Source organism: Paracoccus versutus, from assembly GCF_029909795.1.
Taxonomy (GTDB): Bacteria; Pseudomonadota; Alphaproteobacteria; order Rhodobacterales; family Rhodobacteraceae; genus Paracoccus; species Paracoccus versutus.
In genome coordinates this window covers 479,904-501,538 of record NZ_CP038197.1, presented here as the reverse complement: position 1 = coordinate 501,538, position 21,635 = coordinate 479,904, and the positions used below count along the sequence as shown (strand labels likewise).

The window sequence follows — 21,635 nt, the reverse complement described above, 5'->3', positions numbered from 1 at the left end:
GGGCCGCACCGGGCCGGGCTGGGGCCGGGGTGGGGCCGGGAACCTGTCGGGAAAGGACGGGCCGGCCCAGGGCCCATGCAAGGCCATGCGCTTTTCCTGGCAGAGGCCACAGCCCTCCCCCGGTCCTTTACCCGAAGATTTTCATGCCCGGGAAGACGGAGACGGCCTGGCGACCGCAGGCCGCGCCCTGTCAGGCCTTCAGCACCCTTCCGGCTGGTCGTAGAGCCCGGCGAAGCGCTGGCGCAGCAGGTTCTTTTGCACCTTGCCCATGGTGTTGCGCGGCAGTTCCTCGACGAAGAGCACGCGCTTGGGCTGCTTGAACCTGGCCAGCCGCCCTGCCAGCGCCGCCAGCACCCCCGCCTCGGCCAGCGCCGGACTGCCGGTCGGGACCACGACCGCCGTAACCCCCTCGCCGAAATCGCCATGCGGAAGGCCGATCACGGCAGATTCGACCACGCCGGGCAGCGCGTCGATCTCGGCCTCGACCTCCTTGGGATAGACATTGTAGCCGCCGGTGATGATCAAATCCTTGCCGCGGCCGACGATGTGCAGATAGCCGCGCTCGTCGAATTTCCCCAGGTCGCCGGTGATGAAGAAGCCGTTCTCGCGCAGCTCGGCGGCGGTCTTTTCCGGCAAGCGCCAATAGCCCTTGAACACGTTCGGGCCGCGCACCTCGATCATGCCGATCTCGCCCCGCGGCAGTTCCACGCCGGTTTCCGGGTCGGTGACGATGATCTCGGTGCCGGGCAGCGGCAGGCCGACGGTGCCGGCGATGCGCGCGCCTTGTCTTTCCAATCGAGGAGGACCAGGCACGGCTGACAGTCGGGATCGCCGATAGACGAGGGTGAAAAATCCTCGAAATGACTGAAGATATTTATCTCAAAATATTATTTGCATGAATCAATTTACCTAAAAATCATCAACCTCTCCGGCAGGTCGCGACGGGAAACGCGATGGCCGAGACGCAAAATTCTCTGCCAGAGGCACTTTATCGCCCGTTCCCGGCCGCTGGCTTGCGGGTAGGCATGACGAAGCGCAGGCGCTTCGCGATGCGGTCCTCGGCATCGATGACGATCCTGAAGATGTGGCCGTCGTGATGGAAGGTCAGGCGGTGCAGGCCGATGTCGCTGCCTGTGCCGCGCTCGGTGCGGCTGGTGGTGCCGCCGTCGCGGATCAGGGCTCGCGTGGCTTCGGCCGGCTGCCGAAAGCCGCGGCAAGCAGGTCCGCGCCGACGACGAAGCGGCCGTCGGCAATCTCGATCCGCTCGGCTTGCTCAGCTTCGGCCGCAGGGGCGCCGTGCCCGCCTTCCCCCTTCGTCGCCGGTCATCAGGACGCGCCATGCCGCCCCATCCAGACCCTTGAACTCGCGGTTGCGCAGCGCCCCCAGGAAAGCCGCAAGCCCCGAAAGGCCCATGGCCAGCGACAGCGGGATCAGCAGGGCCAGGCTCATGCCCGATCCCCCAGGATGGCACGGAAAAGGTGCCAGGTGCCGTGGCCCGGGACAAGATCAGGATCAGCTCCAGAAGCCCGGTCGCGACGCTGTGCGCGATGCCCTGCGTGACGATCGCGCCCCAGGCCAGCGAGGGGCCGGGATTGCGCGCCAGCATCGCAAAGCTGAACCCCGGCGCGGTCAGCGCATCGCGCCGCTCGGACATCAGCATCGGCAGGGCATAAAGGCGATGGCGAAGGCGAAGCCCGCGAACAGCCCACCGACCAGTCTGCCGGTCAGCAGCAGCATCCAGCCGCGCAGGGTGGTGAAGGTGTCGGCCAGCGCCTCGCCCGCCCCCGGATAGGATCGCAGCCAGAAGAACAGCGCGTAAAGCAGGTCCGCCGTGCGCAGCCAGAACAGCAGCAGGCACAGAAGCAGTCCCGCACAGGCAAGCTGCGCGCCCGCAGCGGCGCGGGAATGGCGCATGTCGGCCAGATACGCGCCTTCGCCCCGTGCCAGCGCGCGAAAGCCCGATGGCCAGGACAGGCCCCAGGATCATGCGCCCGCCAGCGCGGGCAGCACCAAGTATATCAGGCAGAAATGCCACAGGGTCCAGACCGCCGCGACCGAAAGCAGGAACAGCGCTACCCCAAGGTTGGCCAGGGGGTTGCGGCGGAAATCGCGCCAGCCCGCCGCAAGGCAGTCCAGCGCCACCCGCGCGGACAGGTTGCGGGCCAGCGTGTCCTGGGGCCGCGGGGACGCGCGCCGCATGGGAAGGGGTTCCAGCATTAACGCCCCTAACAGTTGTGCCGGTCGGGCGAGATCGCGGCGCATTCCGGCTGCGAGCGAAAGGCCACGGCGACCAGATGGACATTGGCGGCGGCAAAGACCAGCAGCGCCACGGCCGCGGCACAGATCGCTAGCCGCCTTTGCGCCCCCGGCAGGCCGGCGACGTAAAGCGCCAGCAGGTTGCGCTCGACCTCGGTCAGCCGGCCTTCCCATGCCGGCAAGACCCCGGCGCGGCCGTTCATCAGCGTGGCGCAGATGGCGGCGGGCGTGCCGCCATAGATCCATTGCTCGTCGGCCTATGAGGGCGCACCGAGGCTCATGCCGCCCTCGCCCCGCTCGCCATGGCACGAGGCGCAGTTGTCGGCGAACAGCGTCGCGGCGGGGATGTCGGGATCGGCGGTGCCGTCGAAGGCGATGACATAGGGCACCAGCTGCTCGATCTCCGCGCGCGACAGCATCCCGTCGCGGCCGAAACCCATGATCTGGACGCTATTCGTCTCGGGGTGGTTGTTGTTGACGCCGACGCAGATCAGCTGGGCAATATCGGCGGGGTCCGTGGACCGCAGCCAGTCGCCGTCGTCCAGCGCCGGGAAACCCGTGCCGCCATGGCCGTCCCTGCCCTGCCCCTCGGCGCCGTGGCAGGCGGCGCAATTGTCGGCAAAGAGCCGCGCTGCCGCCGGGCGGGCCACGGTCATCAGACCGGCATCCGCCGCCAGCGCCTTGAAATCGCCCGTGGCGAAGCGGTCCTTCCAGCCCGCGCACAGGGCGGTCATGCAGGCATGGCCGGCCTCGGTCTCGGTGGCCTTGGTCGATGCCCAGTAGGCCGCGGGTATAGTCGCGGCCCAGGGGCCAGGCGGGCAGCAGCACCCAGGCGACGACCGAATAGGCGAAACTCAGCGCCGGCGCCCAGATCACGATGCGCGGAAAGGGCGTGTTCAGCTCCTTGATGCCGTTCCAGTCATGGCCGGTGGTCTCGTAGCCGGTGACGGGGTCGATCTCTTGCTTGCCGCTCATCCCCGGCCCCCTGCCGCGCCGAGGGGCGCCAGGCCAGCCACAAAGCCACGCCGAAGAAACCCATCATCCAAAAAGCCCGAAGGTCTTGGCCATCAGGACCAGGAAATCATGCAGCGCCATCACCCGCCCTTCCCGCTGGCGACCCCGGTCAGCCGGCCCAGGGATTGCAGATAGGCGGCCAGCGCATCCATCTCCGTCAGCCGCCCCGGATCGCCGTCGAAGGCGCGGATGGGCGGCCGGTCGCCGTGGCGTTCCGCGAAACCCGCCGCGTCGCCGTCGGGCATGGCCTGCCCAGCGGCGTCGCGGGCGGCATGGGCGACCATCCCGTCGTCATAGGGCACGCCGAGCCGCGCCAGCACGGCGATCTCCAGCGGCCGCATCAGCCAGGGACAGGCCGGCATGATCGAGGCCGGCACCACCTCGCGCGCGCGACGCGCCAGTCGTCGGAATACTTGCCCCCCAGCCGGACGATATCCGGCCCGGTGCGTTTCGATCCCCACGGCGTCGGGAAATCCCAGGCGCTTTCGCCCACGATGAAATAGGGGCCGTGGCGGTCGATCTCATCGGCCGGGGTGCGGATCATCTGGCTGTGGCAGGCAATGGCAGCCCTCGCGCATGTGGATCTCGCGCCCCAGTTCCAGCGGCGTCGGCGGCGCAGATCCGCGGGGATCTCGACCGTGCGCTGGATGGTGAAAAGCGGCGCGATCTCGACGATGCCGCCGGTCGAGGCCGCGACGATGATCCCCGCCACCAGCCCCATGGACAGCTTTTCCAGGCTGCAATGCAGCCTCAGCATCGCGCTCCTCCGCCGCCATGGTCGCGTGGACTTGCTCCCGCGCGCGGCGCTGGCGGAAGGTCGAGGGTATTGGCCACGCAGATCAGCACCCCAAGCAGGAACAGCGCGCCGCCGAAGGTGCGCAGCAGGTCATAGGGCGCCATCGCCATCACCGATTGCAGGAAGCCGTGGGACCGCGCGCCACCTGCGTCATGGTGCGCCACATCAGCCCCTGGGGGACGCCCGCGTTCCATATGGCGACGACATGGACCAGCGTCGCCGGCACCCCCAGTCGGAAATGCCGCTCGACCGCCCGCGGCCAGCGCATCCCGTCCTGCCCGGCCAGATGGGGCACCAGCGTATAAAGCGAGCCGAAGATGATCATCGCCAGCCAGCCAAGCGTGCCGGAATGGACGTGCCCCACAGTCCAGTCGGTGCAACGCGACAGCGCGTTGACCGGCCGGATCGCCAGGAACGAGCCCTCGAAGGCCAAGAGCCCGTAGAACGCCGCCGCGACGAACATGAAACGCAGCGTGGCGTCGTCGCGCACCTTGTGCCCGCCGCCGTTCAGCGTGGGTTGCGCCCGTCAGACAGCCCGTGACCGCCCCGGCAGCAGAACAGGTTGTAGCCCTGCAGCAGCACCCAGGGCCCCCGGCAGCCGCGCGCGCGCGTTGCGCTGGACGACATGGAACAAGGCCGGGATCAGCGCATTGCCGCCAAAGCCGAAGAGGATGCCGGTGGCATGGGCCGGCCGCAGCGGCCCGAAGCGGGTGGCGGGCCAGGGCGGCGTCGCCTCGGGCCAATAGAGCAGCCCCGCCCCCGTCAGGCTGGCGCAAGGCGCCGCCATCGCGGCAAGATAGCTCCGCCGGCACGGACCGGCGACGCACGCGTGTCCGGCCGGGGCAACTCCCCGCCGCGCTAGGCGGGCGCGTATGTCAGCCGGATCACCTCTCCGCCGATGCGGTCGCTGGCGACAAGGCGCAGCGGGGGCCGGGGGCCGGCGAAGAACGGCTTGCCGCGGCCCAGCACGACCGGGTGGAAATAGAGCCGATATTCGTCGATCAGCCCCCACTCGCCCAGGCTTTGCGCCAGCTCCGGCCCGGCGACGTCGATCTCTCCGGCGCGTTCCGCCTTGAGGCGGCGGATCCGCGCCTCGATGTCATCCGCAACCAGCGTCGCATTGGGACCGACCGAGGTCAGCGAGCGCGAGACCACCCATTTCGGCTGGCGCCGCCAGGCATCCGCGAAGGCGCGGTCCTCGGCGCTCCATTCGGGATGGTCCTCGTCCCAACAGCGCATCACCTCGTAGATGCGGCGGCCGTAGAGGCTGCCGGCCAGGCCGCGCACCTGCCCGGTCCAATGGTGAAACAGCACCGGATCGGGCACGAAGGCGTCGTGATCGACATAGCCGTCCAGCGACAGGTTCATTCCGAAGAGGAATTTCGCCATGCTGCATATCCTCCCTGGCCGTTGGTTCAGCCCGCCGTGATCCTGCCGCAAGCGGTCCCTGCTCAGCCATTCGATGCCGTGAACACCGCCCGCTGCGCGTCGAAGGCGCGCTGATAGGCGGGACGCGCCTTGCCGCGCGCGACATAGGCGCAGAGGTTCGGAAATGCGTCCAGCATGCCGCTGCCCTCCAGCCTGCGCAGCACTGTCACCATCAGCAGGTCGCCGGCGCTGAAGGCGCCGTCAAGCCAGTCGGCATCGCCGAGCCGGTTGGACAGTTGTTCCAGCCGGCCATGGATGCGTTTTTCCAGCAGGGGAAGGCGGGCCCGGTGCCAGGGCTTGTCGTGTTCATGGTAACGCGCCTGTTCGTGCTCGACGATGGGCGGCTCCATGGTGTTGAGCGCGGCAAAGATCCACATGATCGCCCGCGCCCGCGCGTTCGCGTCCTCGGGCAGTAGGCCCGGATGGCGCCCGGCGATATGCAGCACGATGGCGCCGGATTCGAACAGCGCGAGGTCGCCTTCCTCATAGGTCGGGATCTGCCCGAAGGGGTGAAGCGCCAGATGCGCGGGCCGCTTCATCTCGTCGAAGGACACCAGCCGGGTGTGGTAGGGCTGGCCGACCTCCTCCAGCGCCCAGCGGACGCGCATGTCCCGCGCCAGCCCTTGGCCGCGATCCGGGGATTGCGCAAAGGCGGTGATGGTGGGCGTCATCGGAAGGCTCCGCGTGATGGGATCGCCGGGCCGGGCGGCCCGCGCCTATTGGTTGATCTCGGGCTCGACCAGCTTCGCCAGCTTGCGCAGCGAATCCTGCCAGCCGAGATAGCAGGCCTCGGCGGGGATCACGTCCGGCACGCCCTGCTGCTCGATGGTGATCTCTGTGCCGACGGAGACCTGTTTCAGGTCCACCGTGACCTTCATCTCGCCCGGCAGGTTGGGGTCGTCGAACCCGTCGGTATAGACGAGGCGCTGGCCGGGGATCAGTTCCAGATAGGTGCCGCCAAAGGAATGGCTCTGGCCGGTGGTGAAGTTGCGAAACGACATGCGGTGATGGCCGCCGACCTTCGCCTCCAGTTCGTGGACGGTGCAGAGAAAGCCGTAGGGTGGCAGCCAGCTTGCCACCGCGTCCGGCTCGATGAAGGCGCGATAAAGCTTTTCGGGCCTGGCCGCGATGACGCGGTGCAGTCGGATGGTGCTGGGCATGGTGTCCTCCGTGTCTACCTTGGATATTCCAGTTGCATGGCCACCGCGTCGGCGGTGCCTGCACCGTAACGCGCGGCGATCGCTGCAAGGGTCCGGTCGAGGGCCTCGGCGGGCGGGCTCTCGGGAAAGATGGGGACACGCCTCGCTTCCGGTCCGTCCGTGCCCTGCCGGTCGGGGATGAGGCGGATGCCGTTCCGGGTCTCGACCGTGCCGCTCGGGGCATATGCCGTCACCGTCGACCGATAGGTCCGCGACCAGGCATCGGCTGCCAACGCCAGCGAGACCTCGTCCATGCCCGGTGCAAGGGCGATGCCCAACTCCTCATGGTTCCAGAAAGCCAGCCGGTTGGCCAGAACTGTCACCGCGAAAGGCCGGCTCAGCGCGAAGGCGCCGCTGGCATGGCGTGCGTCCCATCGGGCGATGCCGAGATCGCGGGCGACGGCTTCCGCCCTGGCCCGGCCCGCGATGGCCTCGACCAGGGTCAGCATCATCGGCATCGAGGCGGTGATGCCGGTCGTCGTCACCACGCCGCCATCCGCCACCATCCGCCGGTCGGGGGCATGCGTGATGGTCGGGTCGATCTTCCGCAGCCGGTCCAGGTAATACCAATGCGTCGTCGCGCGCTTGCCCTTCAGCAATCCGGCGGCAGCGACGACCTTGGCGCCGGCGCAGATGCCGACGATCACCGCGCCCTTCCTCGCCTGATCCCGCAGCCAGCCCGTCACCACGGGGTCGTCGTCGCGGCTCATGGCGGGGACGATCACGTGATCCGCGCCCTGCGGATGCGCGGCGTCGAAGTCCGCGATGGTCATGTCGGGCTGCACGGTCAGCGCGGGAAACAGCCGCACCGGGCCGGGGCCGGTGGCAAGCGAGACCACCTCGGCCACATCGGCGCGCTTCAGGATGCCAGGGGGCAGCAGGTAATCGGTGGTCTCGGTCGCATCGTTGATCCCGACGATGGCGATCAGGGGACGGGGGCGCTTCGGCTTCAGCGCCGCGAGCAGGGCGCCCCTTTCCGCTTGCGGCACCGGCGGGGCCAGGGCCACGGATGCGGGCGGCAGCGAGGCGATCCAGAGGCCGAAGCCCGCCGTCGAGAGAACGGCCAGTCCCAGGATGGCCACCAGGACGAGGCGACGTTTCATCGGCTTGCTGGGCCGTGCCGGGCGGTCAGGCTGCAGGTCGCTCATGCCGGTTGCTCCTTCCTGCGCGGTGGCGGTCAGCTTTCGGCGATGGGGCAAGGATAGCAAGGTGCGCCTCTGGCAGAAATGACAGAAATGCCGTATTTTCGGCCAATGCACCAGGTCGCCTTCATCCTTTATCCGGGTTTCGAACTGCTGGACATTTCGGGGCCGGCATCGGTCTTCAACGGCGCCAATCGCGCCCTGGGCCAACGCGGCAGGCCGGCATTCTACAAGGTCGTGCCCCTGTCGGCCCAGGGCGGGGCCGTCGACAGCAGCAGCGGCATCGCCCTGGAAACCCGCCCCATCGCCGAACTGCCGGGGAAAGCCGGGACCGTGCTGGTGGTGGGCGCCGAACGGGAGCCCCTGCTGCAGGCGATGGCCGACCCCGTCCTGCGCTCCATGCTTCCGCGGCTGACGGCAGAGGCCGGGCGCTTCGGCTCGGTCTGCACCGGCGGCTTCGTCCTGGCCGCGTCGGGGCTGCTCGACGGGCACCGGGTCGCCACGCATTGGGACGCCTGCGAAGCCTTCGCGCGGGCCTTTCCCGGGGTCGCGGTCGAACCCGAGGCGCTTTACCTGGCCGAAGGCAGGCTCTGGACCTCGGCGGGGGTGACGACCGGCATCGACATGGCGCTGGCGATGGTCGCGCATGACCTCGACGCGGGGATCGCCGGCGAGGTGGCCAAGCGGCTGGTCCTCTATGCCCGGCGGCCCGGCTACCAGTCGCAGTTCAGCCCCCTTCTCAGGGCCCAGGCGCGGGGCGACAACCCGTTCGGGGATCTGATCGGCTGGATGCAGGCGAACCTCGACGCGCCCCTGGACGTGCCGTCGCTGGCCGCCCGCGCCGGGCTGTCCGAGCGCAGCTTCCACCGCAAGTTCACCGCGGCGACGGGCGAGACCCCGGCCCGCTTCGTCGAGACCGCCCGGCTGGATGCCGCGCGCATGCTCCTGTCCCGCGGGCTGCCGCTGAAGACCGTCGCCGCGCAGGTCGGCCTGTCCCCGGCCCCGCGGTTCGTGCAAGCCTTCGAGCGCCGCTTCGGCATCACCCCGCGCCTGTTCCGGGACATGCATATGGACCCGCCGGCCGCAGTGGACGCGATCGGCTGAACCGTCGCCATGCCGCAGCTTTGCGGACCCGCGCATCGGTCCCTCGATTGCAAGAGTTTCGAGGGTTTATAGGGCAAGAACTTGATATTACTTCTTGCCTTGCACTCCATGGACGCTCTCGAATGACGAAGGGCATCGAGCCCTCCGCGGCGGCCGGAGCTATGCCCAGGTATCGCCGACGGTGAAGCCTTCGGTGAAGGGATCGTCATGATCCAGCACCAGCGTGTTGAGCCCGTAGATCCAGCTGGTCCCCGAGATTTCCGGCACGACGGCGCGCCGGCCCGCGATCTCGGTCTCCTCGACCAGCCGCCCGGTATAGACATTGCCCAGGATGCTCTGGTGGCGGAAGCTCTGGTCCAGCGGCAACTCGCCCTTGGCATGCAGCACCGCCATCTTGGCGCAGGTGCCGGTGCCGCAGGGGCAGCGGTCCAGCGCGCCGGTCCAGGTCGCGGGATTGTCCCAGGAGAAATCCCCCGAGGCCATGGTGACGGCGTTCCTCCAATCCGCGTTCGGATCGTCCGTCGGCTCGGAAAGCTGCGAGATGGTGATGCCCACGCCCGGATAATCGGGATGCTCGACCGGAAGCTGCTCGATCGCCGCCTGCCGGATCATCGCCGAGATGCGGGCGATCTCACGGCCATGCTGGGGGATGAGCTCGAGGCCGGGAAACTGCCGGACATCGGCAATGGCATAGAACATGCCGCCCCAGCCGACATCGACGCGGACCTTGCCCAGATGCGGCACCTCGATCTCGGCGTCCAGATGGGCGGCGAAGGCCGGCACGTTGCGGAAGGTCACGCTCTTGACCTTGCCGCCCGCGCATTCGGCGCGGACCCGGATCAGCCCCGCAGGCGCCTCCAGCACCAGTTCGGTCATGGGCTCCTTCATCGGCAGCAGGCCCATTTCCAGCAGCACCGTGACGACCGAGATGGTGTTGCCGCCGGACATGACCGGATATTCGATCTGCTCCATGATGATGTATCCGGCATCCGCCTGGGGATGCGAGGGCGGCACGATGATGTTGCAGCAATGCGCCGAATAGCCGCGCGGCTCGCGCAGCATCAGCTTGCGCAGCTGGTCGTCATTGGCCTCCAGCCATTTCATCTTCTCGTAGACCGAGTTTCCAGGGATATGCGGAACGCCCCCGGTAATCACCCGCATCGGCGTTCCGGCATGCGTATCGACGGCATGGATCATTCGCTTGAACGCCATTCCTGTTTCTCCTGAGGCAATTGTGTCGGGATGGGTTGGGACAGAGAGGGTTCGGTTCGCCCGAGGAATGTCCGGGCGAACCGAGGGTTTTCATTCGCGGCCCCCGATCCGCCGGGCCGCTCGGCGCGGCCGCGCGGCGGGAGCGATCAAAGCGCGGCTTCGATCTTTTCCGCGACCTCGGCCGGCACCCATTTCGTCCACATGTCCTTGTTTTCCTCAAGGAAGTGGATCGCGCCATCCTCGCCCATGGCCTGGCTCTCTGCCTGCCAGGCCATCAGCTTGGCCACGGTTTCGTTGCTCCAGCCGCGGGTGTTGAAATAGTCCAGGATCTGGGGGCTGGTGCGGTCGGCGAAATCCTTGGTCAAGACCGTCATCACCGTATCGACCGGCCAGGCCGTGACCTTGGGATCGGGGCAGTCGAGGCTGGTGATGCACCGCTTCCATTCGGCCGGATCGTGTTCCTGCGAGGCTTCCAGCAGCACCAGCTCGTATTTGCCCAGCAGCGCGGTCGGCGCCCAGTAATAGGTGATGAAGCCCTCCTGCCGCTCATAGGCCCTGGCGATGGCGCCATCGAGGCCGGCGGCCGAGCCCGGCCGCATCAGGTTGAACCCCTTGCTTTCGGCCTCGTAGGCCTTGAACAGCTGCGCGGTGACGACCGTGGCGCCCCAGCCTTCGGCGCCGTTGAAGATCACGCCCCTGTCGGGGTTTTCCGGGTCGGGGAAAAGCTCGGGATGGGCCAGGGCATCCTCGACCGTCTTGATGTCGGGATGCGCATCGGCAAGGTATTTGGGAATCCACCAGCCCTGGATGCCGCCGTCGGGCAAGGCCGGCGCACCATAGACGATCTTGCCCTCCTCCAGCCCGCGCGGCACGATTTCGGGCAGCAGGTCCACCCAGGTCTCGGACGAAACGTCGGGCGAGCCCTTCTCGACCATCGAGGTGGTCGAGGGCACGGTGTCGCCGGGGATGGTCTCGACGCTGCAGCCATAGCCGTTCTCAAGGATGAACTTGTCGACATAGGTCAGCAGCTCGGCGCTTTGGACGTTGTGGAGCGCAAGCGTCACGTTGCCGCAATCCTGCGCCGAGGCCGACCAGGCCCCGCCAAGGAAACCGGCGGCCAAAACGGTGGAAGCGAGTAGTCTTTGCACGTTCTTTCTCCCTGCATGCGGCGATTGATCGGGACAGGGCGCCGCTTGGTTCTGTCCCGTATGGGCGGCTGCATCTCCCCAAACAGGCTCGGGTTCTTTGGGGGCCTTATTTTCGTATACGATATTTCAGATACGAAACCTTGCTATCGCGTGTGATTCTGTCAAGCCGTTTTCCGGCCTGCCCGCCGCAGATCCCTGCGGCCGGCCCTTGACCTTCCGGGGGTGGAAAGCCCTATTCCTGTAGGCTGGAACGCAACGCAGGAGGGTTTTCTCATGAACTTCGCGCGTCAAGGCCATCACCCCCACCCGACGCGGCCGCAGGAGGGTCGGATGAACCGGCTGGCACCGATCCTTGCCGCGGGCGCCCTCGCGATCTCGGCCGGGCTTGCCCTTGCGCAGGATGGCGACGCCCATGGCGATCACATGCACGCCGATGCCGACGGCGCCGCGACCCAGGCCTATGTCGCGGCGATGGAGCGGATGCATGACGACATGATGATCGAGCATACCGGCGATGCCGATGTCGATTTCATGCGCGGCATGATCCCGCATCACCAGGGCGCCATCGACATGGCCAGGATCGTGCTTGAGCACGGCTCGGACCCCGAGGTGCGCAAGCTGGCCGAAGAGGTCATCAAGGCCCAGGAGGCCGAGATCGCCATGATGCGCAAATGGCTTGAGGAGCGCGGCGAGTAAGGCGCCGGACCGTGCCCGCCCTGCGACGTCACCCGGCCCGGACCGCGAACAGGGGCTGCCCGCCCGATCGCAGGACGCGGGGGGCGTTCGGGGGGACGAAGAAGCCGCCGCCCGGCCGGACCCGGCCCCAGCCGTCCTTGCGGAACTGGCCGGGCGAGAGGACCGGGTAGGTCTCCTCGGGCGCGTGCCGGTGGTCGGGATGGCGCGTGTGCGGGGCGACCAGGCCGAGGCCCGGCCACAGGCCGCAGCGCTCGTCGATGCTGCCGGGGCGCAGCCGCATGGCATTGGCGGGGCTGTCCGCGACATTCGCGCTGGCGTTGGGGGCGCCGTTGCGCCGGCGCCAGCACAGCAGCGGCGACAGCGCCCGGAGGACGGCCAGGTCCGCCTTGGCAACGGGTGGTCCCGCGCCGGCGCCAGCCAGCTGCGGGCCGGCTGCGCTGCCGGGCCGGCGCCGGCCTGGCCCTCGGCCCCAAGCGCCCCGGCGATGCGGCAGAGCGATGCGGATGCCTGAATCGCCGGCAGGGCCGGATCGCGAAAGTCCCGCAGGGCTTGGGCTCGTGCCATGCTGATATCCCCCGTCGCTGTCGCCATCTTCCGGCCGCGCCGCGAAGCCGGTCGCGGCCGGATGCCTCGCCTCACAGATCCTTGACCAGCCGCAGCGCGTCGTAGATCGCCGCATGGGTGTTGCGCGCCGCCACCGCGTCGCCGATGCGGTAAAGGCGGAAGCGGCCCTCGGGGTTCTTGCGGACCTCTTGCAACCCGCCGGTGGTCAGGGCCTCGTAATCGACCTCGCCCAGGTTCGAGGCCAGCGGCTTCAGCTCGAAATACAGGTCGTCCAGCGGCCTTGTGCCATGGTTGACGACGACCTGATCGACGATGCGCTCACGGGTGAAATCGCCGTAATCGCTGCCCAGGCGCGCACGCAGCTGGTTGCCCTCGCGCGCCACCGACATGAGCCGCCAGGTGACGGTGAAGGTGGTGTCGCGCTTTTGCAGGTTGCGCATATAGGGCACCAGGTTCATCGCCATCACCTCGGGCGAGAAGCTGCGGTCCGGAGTCACGATCTCGACCGCGGCGCCGGTGGCCGAGATCAGGTCGGCGGCCTGCAGCGCCGCATGGTCGCCCGCGTCGTCGAAGATCAGCACGTTGCGGCCCGGCTTCACGTCGCCCGACAGGATGTCCCAGGCGGAACAGACAAGGTCGTTGCCCTGCTCCAGCACCTCGGTATGCGGCAGGCCGCCGGTGGCGATGACGACCTCGTCCGGCTCGGTGGCCAGCACATCCTCCATCTCGGCGAAGGTGTTGAAGCGGAACTGGACGCCGTGCTTGTCGCACATCGCCTGCCGCCAGGCGATGATCGAGATCATCTCGCGCCGGCGCTCGTCCTGCGCGGTCAGGCGGATCTGGCCGCCGGGCTGGTCGGCGGCCTCGAAGACCGTCACCGCATGGCCGCGCTCGGCGGCGACGCGGGCGGCCTCCATGCCCCCCGGACCGGCGCCGACGATGGTGATGCGCTTCTTGACCGGCGCGGCGGGGATGGCGTGGGGCATGGTCTCTTCGCGCCCGGTCGCGGCATTGTGCAGGCAGAAGGCCATGCCGCCCTGGTAGATGCGGTCGAGGCAGTAGTTCGCGCCGACGCAGGGGCGGATGTCGTCCTCGCGCCCCTCGATCACCTTGCGGACCAGGTGCGGGTCGGCCATATGCGCCCGCGTCATGCCGACCATGTCCAAGAGCCCGGCGGCGATGGCATGGCGCGCGGTCGGCACGTCGGGGATCTTGGCCGCGTGGAAGGTGGGGAAATTCGTGGCCCTGCGGATGGCGCCCGCGAATTCCAGGTGCGGGGCGTTCCTCATGCCCTGGATCGGGATGGTGTCGGTGATGCCCGCATCGGTGTCGATATGGCCCTTGACCACGTTCAGGAAATCCACGAGCCCGCTGTCCTTCAGCCGGCGCGAGATCTCGATCCCGTCCTCGGCGGTCAGCCCGCCGGGCAGGTCCTCGTCGCCGGTATAGCGCACGCCCAGGATGAAATCCTCGCCGCAGCGTTCGCGGATGCCGCGCAGCACGTCGAAGGTGAAGCGCAGCCGGTTGTCCAGGCTGCCGCCATAGGGCCCGTCCAGGTCGTTGGTCAGCGGCGACCAGAACTGGTCCATCAGGTGGCCGTAGGCCTGGATCTCGATCCCGTCCAGCCCCGCCGCCTTCATCCGCTCGGCCGCATCGACATAGTCGCCGATGACCCGTTCGATGTCCCAGTCCTCCATCTTCTTGGGAAAGGCGCGGTGGGCCGCCTCGCGCTCATGCCCCGGCGAGATCACCGGCAGCCAGTCGGCCTTGTCCCAGCGCGTGCGCCGGCCCAGGTGGGTCAGCTGGATCATCACCGCGCAACCGTGGTCGTGGCATTCGTCGGCCAGCTTCTTCATCCAGCCGACCACCTCGTCCTTCCAGGCCAGGATGTTGTTGAACACCGGCGGGCTGTCGCGCGAGACCGAGGCCGAGCCCGCGGTCATGGTCAGCGCCACGCCGGCCCTGGCGCGCTCGACGTGATAGGCGCGGTAGCGGTCCTTGGGCATGCCGTCCTCGGGATAGGCCGGCTCGTGGCTGGTGATCATGATGCGGTTGCGAAGCGTCAGGTGCTTCAGCCGATAGGGCTGCAGGAGGGGATCGTTCGACATCGGATCTGCCTGTGAAAGGTGGGGAGTCGCATCTCAGGATCAAAGTAATGTTCATCTGCGTCAATTAAAAAATCAAACATGAACATGACGGGATCATTCCAGGACATTTTTCCTTGCAGCGAATCGCGGGGCGGGCTAGGGCTGGGACATGAGAAATCGTGCAGCAACGGCTGAAACTGGATGGCGCGGGTCGCGCGAGGGCTGGCTTGAAACCGGCTATCAGGCGCTGATCGACGGCGGCATCGACGCGGTCAAGATCCAGCCCCTGGCCAAGCATCTGAACCTGTCCCGCACCAGCTTCTACTGGTTCTTCGAGGATCGCGAGGCGCTGCTGACCGCGCTGATCGACGGCTGGGAGGAAAGGACGACCGCGCCGCTGGTCCGCGCGACGCAGGAATATGCCGAGAGCCCGGCCGAGGCGATGCTGAACGTGCTGGCCTGCTTTCTTTGCGGCATCTTCGACAGCAAGCTGGAATTCGCCGTGCGCAGCTGGGCCTTGCAGGACGACAAGGTCGGCGCCCGCGTCGCCGCCGCGGACGAAACCCGGCTGTCGGCCCTGCGCGAGATGCTGATGCGCTGGGGCCACCAGGAACAGGGCGCCGACGTCCGGGCGCGCACCATCTACCTGACCCAGATCGGCTATATCTCGATGCGCGCGCAGGAAGAGGTGGATACCCGGCTCGCGCGCATCCCCACCTATGTCGAAATCTATACCGGGCAGGCTGCCGAGCCGCGCGAGATCGCGCGCTTCAATGCTCGGGTGAAAAGCTCGGCCAACCCGCCGTCATAAGAGCGGTCCGTCACCGATAAGGGGCGCGCGCGCCCCTTCCAGCCCCCGGTTTGCGCGACGGCTGGGGTTTGGGGGCCATGTTCGCGTCAGGGAGAAAGAGAATGGGAAGACGGTTTGTTTCCTGCGGTGCGGCGCTTTTGCTTGTGGGCTTTTCGGGTGCGGCCTGGGCGGATTGCGGCAGTCCGACGATTGCCAGCATGAACTGGCAGAGCGCCGAGCTTGCGGCGGCGCTGGATGCCTTCATCCTCAACGAGGGCTACGGCTGCAGCGCCGAGGTGATCCAGGGCGACACGGTGCCGACGCTGACCTCGATGGTCGAGAAGGGCCAGCCCGAGATCGCCCCCGAGGGCTGGGTCGACCTGGTGCCCGAAGTCATCCGGTCCGGCCTGGCCGAGGACCGGATCGTCGTCACCGGCGACATCCTCAGCGACGGCGCCGTGCAGGGCTGGTGGATCCCGAAATACCTCGCCGAGGCCAACCCCGAGCTGAAGACCATCGAGGACGTGCTCAAGCGCCCCGACCTCTTCCCCGATCCCGAGGATCCCGCGAAGGGCGCCATCTTCAACGGCCCGGCCGGCTGGGGCGGCACGGTGATCACCAGCCAGCTCTACAAGGCCTTCGGCGCCCAGGCGGCGGGCTTCAACCTGGTCGACACCGGCTCGGCCGCCGGGCTCGACGGCTCGATCGCGCGCGCCTATGAACGCCAGCAGGGCTGGGTCGGCTATTACTGGGCGCCGACCGCGCTGCTGGGCCGCTACGAGATGGTCAAGCTGGAGCACGGCGTGGCGCTCGACAGGGACGAATGGCAGAACTGCACCTCGAACGCCGATTGCGCCGAGCCCAGGAAGAACGACTGGCCGGCCGACAAGGTGCAGACCGTCGTCGCCAAGCGCTTCGCCGACAGCGCCCCGCCCGAGGTGATGGACTATCTTTCCAAGCGGAGCTGGACGAATGCGACGGTGAACGCGCTGATGGCCTGGATGACCGAGAACCAGGCGCAGGGCGAGGAGGGCGCGCGGCAGTTCCTGCGCGAGAACGAGGCGACGTGGACCGAATGGGTCACGCCCGAGGCGGCCGAAAGGATCAAGGCCGCGCTCTGACCGCGCGCCCCGCGGCCGGGCTGGGTGGGCCGAAAGTCCGCCCCGGCCCGCCCTCCGGCTCTCGGGTCCGGGCCGGGCTGCCCGTCGGTCCGGCTTTCCGGTCCGGGCCTTGGCCCAGCCGGTTCTGCGGTCCGGCCTTGGTCTGGCGAGGCTCCAGTTCTCGGCTCTCGGGCCCGCGGTCGCGGTCCGGCTTCGGTCTGGGCCCTGGCTGCCCGTCGGGCCGGCTCCGGTTCCGGTTCCGGCCCAGGTCGGACCCAGGTCTGGCCCAGGCCTGGCCCCGCGGAGCGGCTTTCGGGCCCGCGGACCCGCTCCCGGTTCCGGTCCCTGGCCCAGCCGGCGCTCGGGTCCGGGCCCTGGCCTGGCCCAGCCGGTTCTCCGGTCCGGTCTTGGTCTGGCGAGACTCCGGCTCTCGGGCCCGCGGTCGCGGTCCGGCTCTCGGTCCGGGCCCTGGCTGCCCGTCGGGCCGGCTCCGGCTCCGGTTCCGGCCCAGGTCGGACCCAGGTCTGGCCCAGGCCTGACCCCACTCCGGCTCTCGGGCCTGCGGACCCGCTCGGGCTTCGGTTTCGGCCCAGGACTGGCCCCGCTCCGGCTCTCGGCTCGGGGGCCCGCTCCGGCTCCCGGTTCCGGTCCCTGGCCCAGCCGGCGCTCGGGTCCGGGCCCTGACACCCCTTCGGTCCGGCTCTCGGGTCGGGCCCTGACCACCCCTCGGTCCGGCCTCCGGGCCGGTCCGCGGGACCGCCCCGACCCCGGTCCGGCCCGATGCCGCCACCCTTTCCCGGTCCCGGCCGCCCAGGCCGGCCCCCAGCCCCATGCGCGAGGATCCCATGACCTGGCTCACCTCCTTCCCCCAATTGAAAAGCGCCTGGCTGCGCGAGTTGCAGCGCGTCATCGACGACGGCTTTCGCAGCTTCACCCGCAGCCACGGCGACATGATCGAGGGCCTCTTCAGCCCGCTGCAGACCATGCTGATCTGGTTCGAGCGATTGCTTCTGGGCACCCCCTGGCTGCTCGTCCTGGCCGTCGTCGCCGCCCTGGCCTGGGGCGCCAGCCGCAGCCTGCGCGTGGTGATCGGCTCCGTGCTGACCCTGGTGCTGATCGGGCTCTTCGGCATGTGGGACGACACCATGAAGACCATCTCCATGGTGCTGGCCGCGACGCTTTTGTCCATCGCCATCGGCCTGCCGCTCGGCATCCTGATGGCGCGCTCGCAGCGGGTGCAGCGCATCATCAGCCCGATCCTCGACATCATGCAGACCATGCCCAGCTTCGTCTACCTGATCCCGGTGGTGATGCTGCTGGGCATCGGCCGGGTGCCCGGCCTGATCGCGGTGGTGATCTATGCCATCCCGCCGATGATCCGGCTGACCAACCTCGGCATCCGCCAGGTCGACCGCGAGGTGCTGGAGGCGACCGACGCCTTCGGCTCCTCGGCCTGGCAGAAGCTGGTCAAGGCGCAGCTGCCGCTGGCGCTGCCCACGATCATGGCCGGCATCAACCAGACCATCATGATGGCGCTGGCCATGGTGGTGATCGCCTCGATGATCGGGGTGCAGGGGCTGGGCCAGCCGGTGCTGCGCGCGATCTCGAACCAGTATTTCACGCTCGGGCTCTTCAACGGCTTCGCCATCGTCGGCATCGCCATCCTCTTCGACCGCATCAGCCAGGCCTGGGGCAAGCGGCTGCAAAAACACCAGGAGGCCAGCCATGACTGATCCGATCGGCATCGAGATCAAGAACCTCTACAAGATCTTCGGCGCCAATCCCGAGGCGCATGTCGCGGCCGTCCGCGCCGGCATGACCAAGGCCGAGCTGCAGGCCCGCCACCAGCACGTCCTGGGGCTGAGCGACATCAACATCCAGGTCGCGCCGGGCAGCATCCAGGTCATCATGGGCCTGTCGGGATCGGGCAAGTCGACGCTGATCCGCCACATCAACCGGCTGATCGAGCCCACCGCCGGCGAGATCGTGATCGAGGGCCGCAACGTCGTCGCCATGTCGCAGGCGGAGCTGCGCGCGTTCCGCCGCCACAAGACCGCGATGGTGTTCCAGAAATTCGGCCTGCTGCCGCATCGCACCGTGCTCGACAATGCCGCCTATGGCCTCGAGGTGCAGGGCATCCCGCAGGCCGAGCGCTACCGCACCGCCATGCGCTGGATCGAGCGGGTCGGGCTTTCGGGCTTCGAGAAGAGCTATCCGAGCCAGCTTTCGGGCGGCATGCAGCAGCGGGTGGGCCTGGCGCGCGCGCTGGCCAACGACGCGCCGATCCTGCTCATGGACGAGGCCTATTCGGCGCTCGACCCGCTGATCCGCTACGACATGCAGACGGTGCTCTTGGACCTGCAGCAGGAGGTGAAGAAGACCATCGTCTTCATCACCCACGACCTCGACGAGGCGCTGCGCATCGGCGACCGCATCGCGCTTCTGCGCGACGGCTCGGTGATCCAGCAGGGCACGGCGCAGGACATCGTGCTGCGCCCGGCCGACGATTACGTGGCGAATTTCGTCCAGCATGTCGACCGCGGCAAGGTGCTGAAGGTCGGCGCGGTGATGCAGGCCCGGCACGGTTTCGACGCCCCCGAAGCCGCCCTGCCCGACGCCGCCCTGCCCGAGGCCGCCATCGCCCCCGAGGCCAGCATCGCCGAGGCGCTGCAGCAGATGGCCGCCAGCCGGCTGCAGGCGCTGCGGGTCCAGGATCCCCAGGGCCGGGCCATCGGCGTCATCCCCTTCCAGGCCGCGATCAACGCCTATACCGGCCAGCATGGCGGCCAGCATGACGGGCAGCATGACGGGCAGCATGACGGGCGGCAGGCATGAGGGTCGGCCTGATCGGCGCCACCGGCTGGCTCGGCTCGGCGCTCGGCGCGGGGCTGCTCGCGCGCGGCATCCTGGCGCCGGGCGAGCTGGTGCTGCTCAATCGCAGCGCCCCGCAGACCAACTACCACGGCCATGCCAACGTGACATGGGCGCGCAACGCGGCCGAGCTGGCGGCGCAAAGCGACGTGATCGTGGTCTCGGTGCGGCCCGAGGACTGGCCGGGGCTGGACCTGCGCGCCGCGGGCCGGCTGGTCCTGTCCTTCATGGCCGGGATCGGGGCAGCCACGCTGGCGTGCTGCGGCGGCCGGATCGTGCGGGCAATGCCCAATGCCGCGGCCGAGATCGGCGCCTCCTATTCGCCCTTCTGGGCCGGGCCCGGCGTGACCGCCGCCGACCGCGCCACGGTGCGCCGCCTGCTCTCGGCCATCGGCAGCACCGACGAGCTGGAGACCGAGGCGCAAATCGACCTGATGACCGCCCTGCCCGGCTCGGGCGCGGCCTATCCGGCGCTGATGGCCACGGCGATGGCCGCTTTCATGCGCGCGCGCGGCATCCCCGAGGCCATCGCCTGGCGCGCGGCCGAGGCGGCGGTGGTCGGCGGCGCCCGGCTGCTGGAAGACCGCATCACCGAGGCCCCCGCCCTGCTCGCCGCCTACCGCGCCTATCGCGGCACCACCGCCGCCGGCCTCGATGCCGCCGAGGCCGCAGGCTTCCCCCAAGCCATCGAGACCGCCCTCGCCGCCGCAACCGAAAAGGCCCGGACCATGACGCAGACCACGGCCCCCACATGACCCGCAAGACGATCGAAACCCTCCACGACACCGACTACGACACCATCGTCATCGGCGCCGGAGCCGTCGGCTGCGCCACCGCACGCCAACTCGCAGCACGCGGCTTTCGCACCCTGCTGGTGGATCGGGCAGACTTCGGCGCAGGAACCTCGTCGCGTTCCAGCCGGATGCTCTATTCCGGGCTCGGCTATCTCGCCGCGCGCTATCCCTTGTGGCAGATGCCCTTCCGGCCCGCCGACATGATCCGGCGGCTGCTTTATACCCGCGAGGTCATGCGCTGCCGGGCCGAGCTGGTGCGCGACATGCCGGGCCACCTGACGAAACATCGCTTCCACTACCCGTTCCGCAGGGGCGACCGCTATCCGCCCTGGCTGGTCGACCTGGGCTTTCGCCTGGTCGAGGCGCTGGACGGCTGGCGGGTGCCGCTGGCCTATCGCCGCCTCGCCCCGGCGCAGGCGGCCGCGGACAGCGCCATGGCCGCGGCCCTGGGCGGACCGCTGCGCGGCGTGAGCGTGTTCGAGGAATACATGTATGCCTGGCCCGAGCGCATCTGCGTCGATACCGCCCTGGATGCCGAGCGGCGCGGCGCCACCATCCGCACCTATGCCGAGGTGACGGCGATTGCGCGCGACGGCGAGGGCTGGCTGGTCACGCTGGAGGAACGCGCGCCCGAGATGCATGGCCGGGCGCAGGTCCGCGCCCGCATGGTGGTGAACGCCGCCGGCCCCTGGATCGACCGGGTGCCGGGCGGCGGCTCGGGCCGGCGCCGGGTGATCGGCATCAAGGGCGTCAACGTCATGGTGCGCCTGCCCGAGGCGTTCCGCGGCCAGGGGCTGGAAGCCTTTTCCCGCAAGGGCGAGCCCTATTACGTCTTTCCCTGGCGCGATTTCCACTTCATCGGCCCGACCGAGACCGAAGTCACCGCCAACCCCGACGACATCCGCGTCGAGGAGGCCGAGGTCGACTATATCCTGGGCGAGGCCAACCACCTGTTCCTTGGCCTGCAGCTGACGCGCGCCGACGTGCTGCATTGCTGGTGCGGGGTGCGGCCGACCTCGACCCGCGACGGCCGCACCACCAGCCTGCCGGTTGAGGTGGCCGAAGACCCCGCGATGCCCGGCCTGCTGGCCGTCACCGGCTCGACCATCATGCTGCATCGCCACGCGGCGCGGCAGGTGGCGCGCCGCGTCGAAAGGCGCCTGGGCAAACGCGGCCCGGCGCCGGAAGGGATCATTTCGCCGCCGCAGGACCAGGGCATCGGCCAGATGGCTGCCGCCGAACATGTGGTGCGGCTTGCCGACCTGATCCGCCGGCGGCTGCCCGACGGGCTGGAGCCCGACCTGGGCCGGGCCCGTGCCGAGGCGCTGTCACGCATCGCCGCCGCCAGCCTGGGCTGGTCCGAGGCCCGCCGGCAGGACGAGTTGCGCCATTTCGAGGAGGACACGGCCCGGGTCTATCGCCAGCCCTGACCC

At 68.9% G+C, this 21,635-nt stretch carries 25 protein-coding genes and 4 pseudogenes; 9 read left to right on the top strand and 20 right to left on the bottom strand.

The window, feature by feature from the left end; all coding sequences use genetic code 11:
- Positions 1–198: 198 nt before the first annotated feature.
- The 3 genes and pseudogenes from E3U25_RS13500 to ccoS form a co-directional block, all read right to left on the bottom strand.
- A pseudogene (locus E3U25_RS13500) lies at positions 199–783 on the bottom strand (AMP-binding enzyme); the annotation flags it as partial.
- Positions 784–988: 205 nt separating this feature from the next.
- Positions 989–1,204: pseudogene (locus tag E3U25_RS25065) on the bottom strand (DUF6522 family protein); the annotation flags it as partial.
- A gap of 69 nt (positions 1,205–1,273) precedes the next feature.
- Positions 1,274–1,450, bottom strand: coding sequence for a cbb3-type cytochrome oxidase assembly protein CcoS (gene ccoS, locus E3U25_RS13495; protein WP_116222757.1), 177 nt, complete (start codon positions 1,448–1,450; stop codon positions 1,274–1,276).
- A gap of 41 nt (positions 1,451–1,491) precedes the next feature.
- Here ccoS and E3U25_RS13490 point away from each other — a divergent pair, with 41 nt between their 5' ends.
- Positions 1,492–1,674 (top strand): hypothetical protein, encoded by a 183-nt coding sequence (locus tag E3U25_RS13490; protein ID WP_052096291.1) that lies wholly within the window; start codon positions 1,492–1,494, stop codon positions 1,672–1,674.
- Here E3U25_RS13490 and E3U25_RS13485 read toward each other — a convergent pair.
- The 13 genes and pseudogenes from E3U25_RS13485 to E3U25_RS13430 form a co-directional block, all read right to left on the bottom strand.
- Positions 1,655–1,915: a DUF2189 domain-containing protein gene (locus E3U25_RS13485; RefSeq protein ID WP_116222756.1), complete on the bottom strand. Its 261-nt coding sequence runs from the start codon at positions 1,913–1,915 to the stop codon at positions 1,655–1,657. The two genes, E3U25_RS13490 and E3U25_RS13485, sit on opposite strands and share 20 nt — an antisense overlap.
- A gap of 69 nt (positions 1,916–1,984) precedes the next feature.
- Positions 1,985–2,218, bottom strand: a complete 234-nt coding sequence (locus E3U25_RS13480; RefSeq protein WP_116222755.1) for a DUF2189 domain-containing protein — start codon at positions 2,216–2,218, stop codon at positions 1,985–1,987.
- Between the two features lie 8 nt (positions 2,219–2,226).
- Complete coding sequence (locus E3U25_RS13475; protein ID WP_116222754.1) at positions 2,227–2,460, bottom strand: hypothetical protein; 234 nt, start codon at positions 2,458–2,460, stop codon at positions 2,227–2,229.
- A 54-nt stretch (positions 2,461–2,514) separates the two neighbouring features.
- The gene (locus E3U25_RS13470; protein ID WP_116222753.1) at positions 2,515–2,991 is read right to left on the bottom strand and encodes a c-type cytochrome; all 477 of its coding nucleotides are present in this window, start codon (positions 2,989–2,991) and stop codon (positions 2,515–2,517) included.
- Positions 2,992–3,070: 79 nt separating this feature from the next.
- Positions 3,071–3,232 (bottom strand): annotated as a pseudogene (locus tag E3U25_RS25060) (cbb3-type cytochrome c oxidase N-terminal domain-containing protein); the annotation flags it as partial.
- 119 nt (positions 3,233–3,351) lie between these two features.
- Positions 3,352–3,992, bottom strand: a pseudogene (locus E3U25_RS13465) (cbb3-type cytochrome c oxidase subunit II).
- A 29-nt stretch (positions 3,993–4,021) separates the two neighbouring features.
- Positions 4,022–4,171, bottom strand: a complete 150-nt coding sequence (locus tag E3U25_RS13460; protein ID WP_208861653.1) for a hypothetical protein — start codon at positions 4,169–4,171, stop codon at positions 4,022–4,024.
- A 5-nt stretch (positions 4,172–4,176) separates the two neighbouring features.
- Positions 4,177–4,557, bottom strand: coding sequence for a cbb3-type cytochrome c oxidase subunit I (locus E3U25_RS13455; RefSeq protein WP_208861652.1), 381 nt, complete (start codon positions 4,555–4,557; stop codon positions 4,177–4,179).
- 36 nt (positions 4,558–4,593) lie between these two features.
- Positions 4,594–4,854, bottom strand: a complete 261-nt coding sequence (locus tag E3U25_RS13450) for a hypothetical protein (protein ID WP_116222752.1) — start codon at positions 4,852–4,854, stop codon at positions 4,594–4,596.
- A 71-nt stretch (positions 4,855–4,925) separates the two neighbouring features.
- Positions 4,926–5,456 (bottom strand): dihydrofolate reductase family protein, encoded by a 531-nt coding sequence (locus E3U25_RS13445; protein WP_116222751.1) that lies wholly within the window; start codon positions 5,454–5,456, stop codon positions 4,926–4,928.
- 62 nt (positions 5,457–5,518) lie between these two features.
- Positions 5,519–6,166, bottom strand: coding sequence for a glutathione S-transferase family protein (locus E3U25_RS13440; protein WP_116222750.1), 648 nt, complete (start codon positions 6,164–6,166; stop codon positions 5,519–5,521).
- Positions 6,167–6,211: 45 nt separating this feature from the next.
- The gene (locus E3U25_RS13435) at positions 6,212–6,655 is read right to left on the bottom strand and encodes an SRPBCC family protein (RefSeq protein ID WP_116222749.1); all 444 of its coding nucleotides are present in this window, start codon (positions 6,653–6,655) and stop codon (positions 6,212–6,214) included.
- A gap of 14 nt (positions 6,656–6,669) precedes the next feature.
- The gene (locus E3U25_RS13430; protein ID WP_244295305.1) at positions 6,670–7,842 is read right to left on the bottom strand and encodes a DJ-1/PfpI family protein; all 1,173 of its coding nucleotides are present in this window, start codon (positions 7,840–7,842) and stop codon (positions 6,670–6,672) included.
- Positions 7,843–7,929: 87 nt separating this feature from the next.
- Between E3U25_RS13430 and E3U25_RS13425 the strand changes: the two genes are divergently transcribed.
- Positions 7,930–8,940, top strand: a complete 1,011-nt coding sequence (locus tag E3U25_RS13425; protein ID WP_244295302.1) for a GlxA family transcriptional regulator — start codon at positions 7,930–7,932, stop codon at positions 8,938–8,940.
- Between the two features lie 159 nt (positions 8,941–9,099).
- On the opposite strand, the gene E3U25_RS13420 is transcribed toward E3U25_RS13425, so the two are convergent.
- Positions 9,100–10,152 carry a proline racemase family protein gene (locus tag E3U25_RS13420; protein WP_116222747.1) on the bottom strand — a complete coding sequence of 351 codons (1,053 nt, stop codon included), beginning with the start codon at positions 10,150–10,152 and terminating at the stop codon, positions 9,100–9,102.
- Between the two features lie 146 nt (positions 10,153–10,298).
- Positions 10,299–11,300 (bottom strand): glycine betaine ABC transporter substrate-binding protein, encoded by a 1,002-nt coding sequence (locus E3U25_RS13415; protein ID WP_036760660.1) that lies wholly within the window; start codon positions 11,298–11,300, stop codon positions 10,299–10,301.
- A 330-nt stretch (positions 11,301–11,630) separates the two neighbouring features.
- On the opposite strand from E3U25_RS13415, the gene copM reads away from it, so the two are divergent.
- Entirely contained in the window at positions 11,631–11,996 is a 366-nt protein-coding gene (gene copM, locus E3U25_RS13410; protein WP_072464262.1) for a CopM family metallochaperone, read from the top strand.
- Positions 11,997–12,024: 28 nt separating this feature from the next.
- Here copM and E3U25_RS13405 read toward each other — a convergent pair whose 3' ends face one another.
- Both E3U25_RS13405 and hpbA read right to left on the bottom strand, forming a co-directional pair.
- Complete coding sequence (locus E3U25_RS13405) at positions 12,025–12,675, bottom strand: dimethylsulfonioproprionate lyase family protein (protein ID WP_116222746.1); 651 nt, start codon at positions 12,673–12,675, stop codon at positions 12,025–12,027.
- Entirely contained in the window at positions 12,632–14,668 is a 2,037-nt protein-coding gene (hpbA, locus tag E3U25_RS13400; RefSeq protein WP_116222745.1) for an N-methyl-L-proline N-demethylase HpbA, read from the bottom strand. The genes E3U25_RS13405 and hpbA overlap by 44 nt, the downstream gene beginning before the upstream one ends.
- A 148-nt stretch (positions 14,669–14,816) precedes the next feature.
- Here hpbA and E3U25_RS13395 point away from each other — a divergent pair, with 148 nt between their 5' ends.
- The 6 genes from E3U25_RS13395 (at position 14,817) to E3U25_RS13370 (ending at position 21,632) form a co-directional block, all read left to right on the top strand.
- Positions 14,817–15,458, top strand: coding sequence for a TetR/AcrR family transcriptional regulator (locus tag E3U25_RS13395; RefSeq protein WP_036760664.1), 642 nt, complete (start codon positions 14,817–14,819; stop codon positions 15,456–15,458).
- A 101-nt stretch (positions 15,459–15,559) separates the two neighbouring features.
- Complete coding sequence (locus tag E3U25_RS13390; RefSeq protein WP_116222744.1) at positions 15,560–16,558, top strand: glycine betaine ABC transporter substrate-binding protein; 999 nt, start codon at positions 15,560–15,562, stop codon at positions 16,556–16,558.
- Positions 16,559–17,382: 824 nt separating this feature from the next.
- Positions 17,383–18,270 (top strand): ABC transporter permease, encoded by an 888-nt coding sequence (locus E3U25_RS13385; RefSeq protein WP_036761282.1) that lies wholly within the window; start codon positions 17,383–17,385, stop codon positions 18,268–18,270.
- Complete coding sequence (locus tag E3U25_RS13380; protein WP_116222743.1) at positions 18,263–19,372, top strand: quaternary amine ABC transporter ATP-binding protein; 1,110 nt, start codon at positions 18,263–18,265, stop codon at positions 19,370–19,372. Before E3U25_RS13385 ends, E3U25_RS13380 begins: the two co-directional genes overlap by 8 nt.
- Entirely contained in the window at positions 19,369–20,163 is a 795-nt protein-coding gene (locus E3U25_RS13375; protein WP_116222742.1) for a pyrroline-5-carboxylate reductase family protein, read from the top strand. The genes E3U25_RS13380 and E3U25_RS13375 overlap by 4 nt, the downstream gene beginning before the upstream one ends.
- Entirely contained in the window at positions 20,160–21,632 is a 1,473-nt protein-coding gene (locus E3U25_RS13370) for an FAD-dependent oxidoreductase (protein WP_116222741.1), read from the top strand. The genes E3U25_RS13375 and E3U25_RS13370 overlap by 4 nt, the downstream gene beginning before the upstream one ends.
- Positions 21,633–21,635 lie beyond the last annotated feature (3 nt).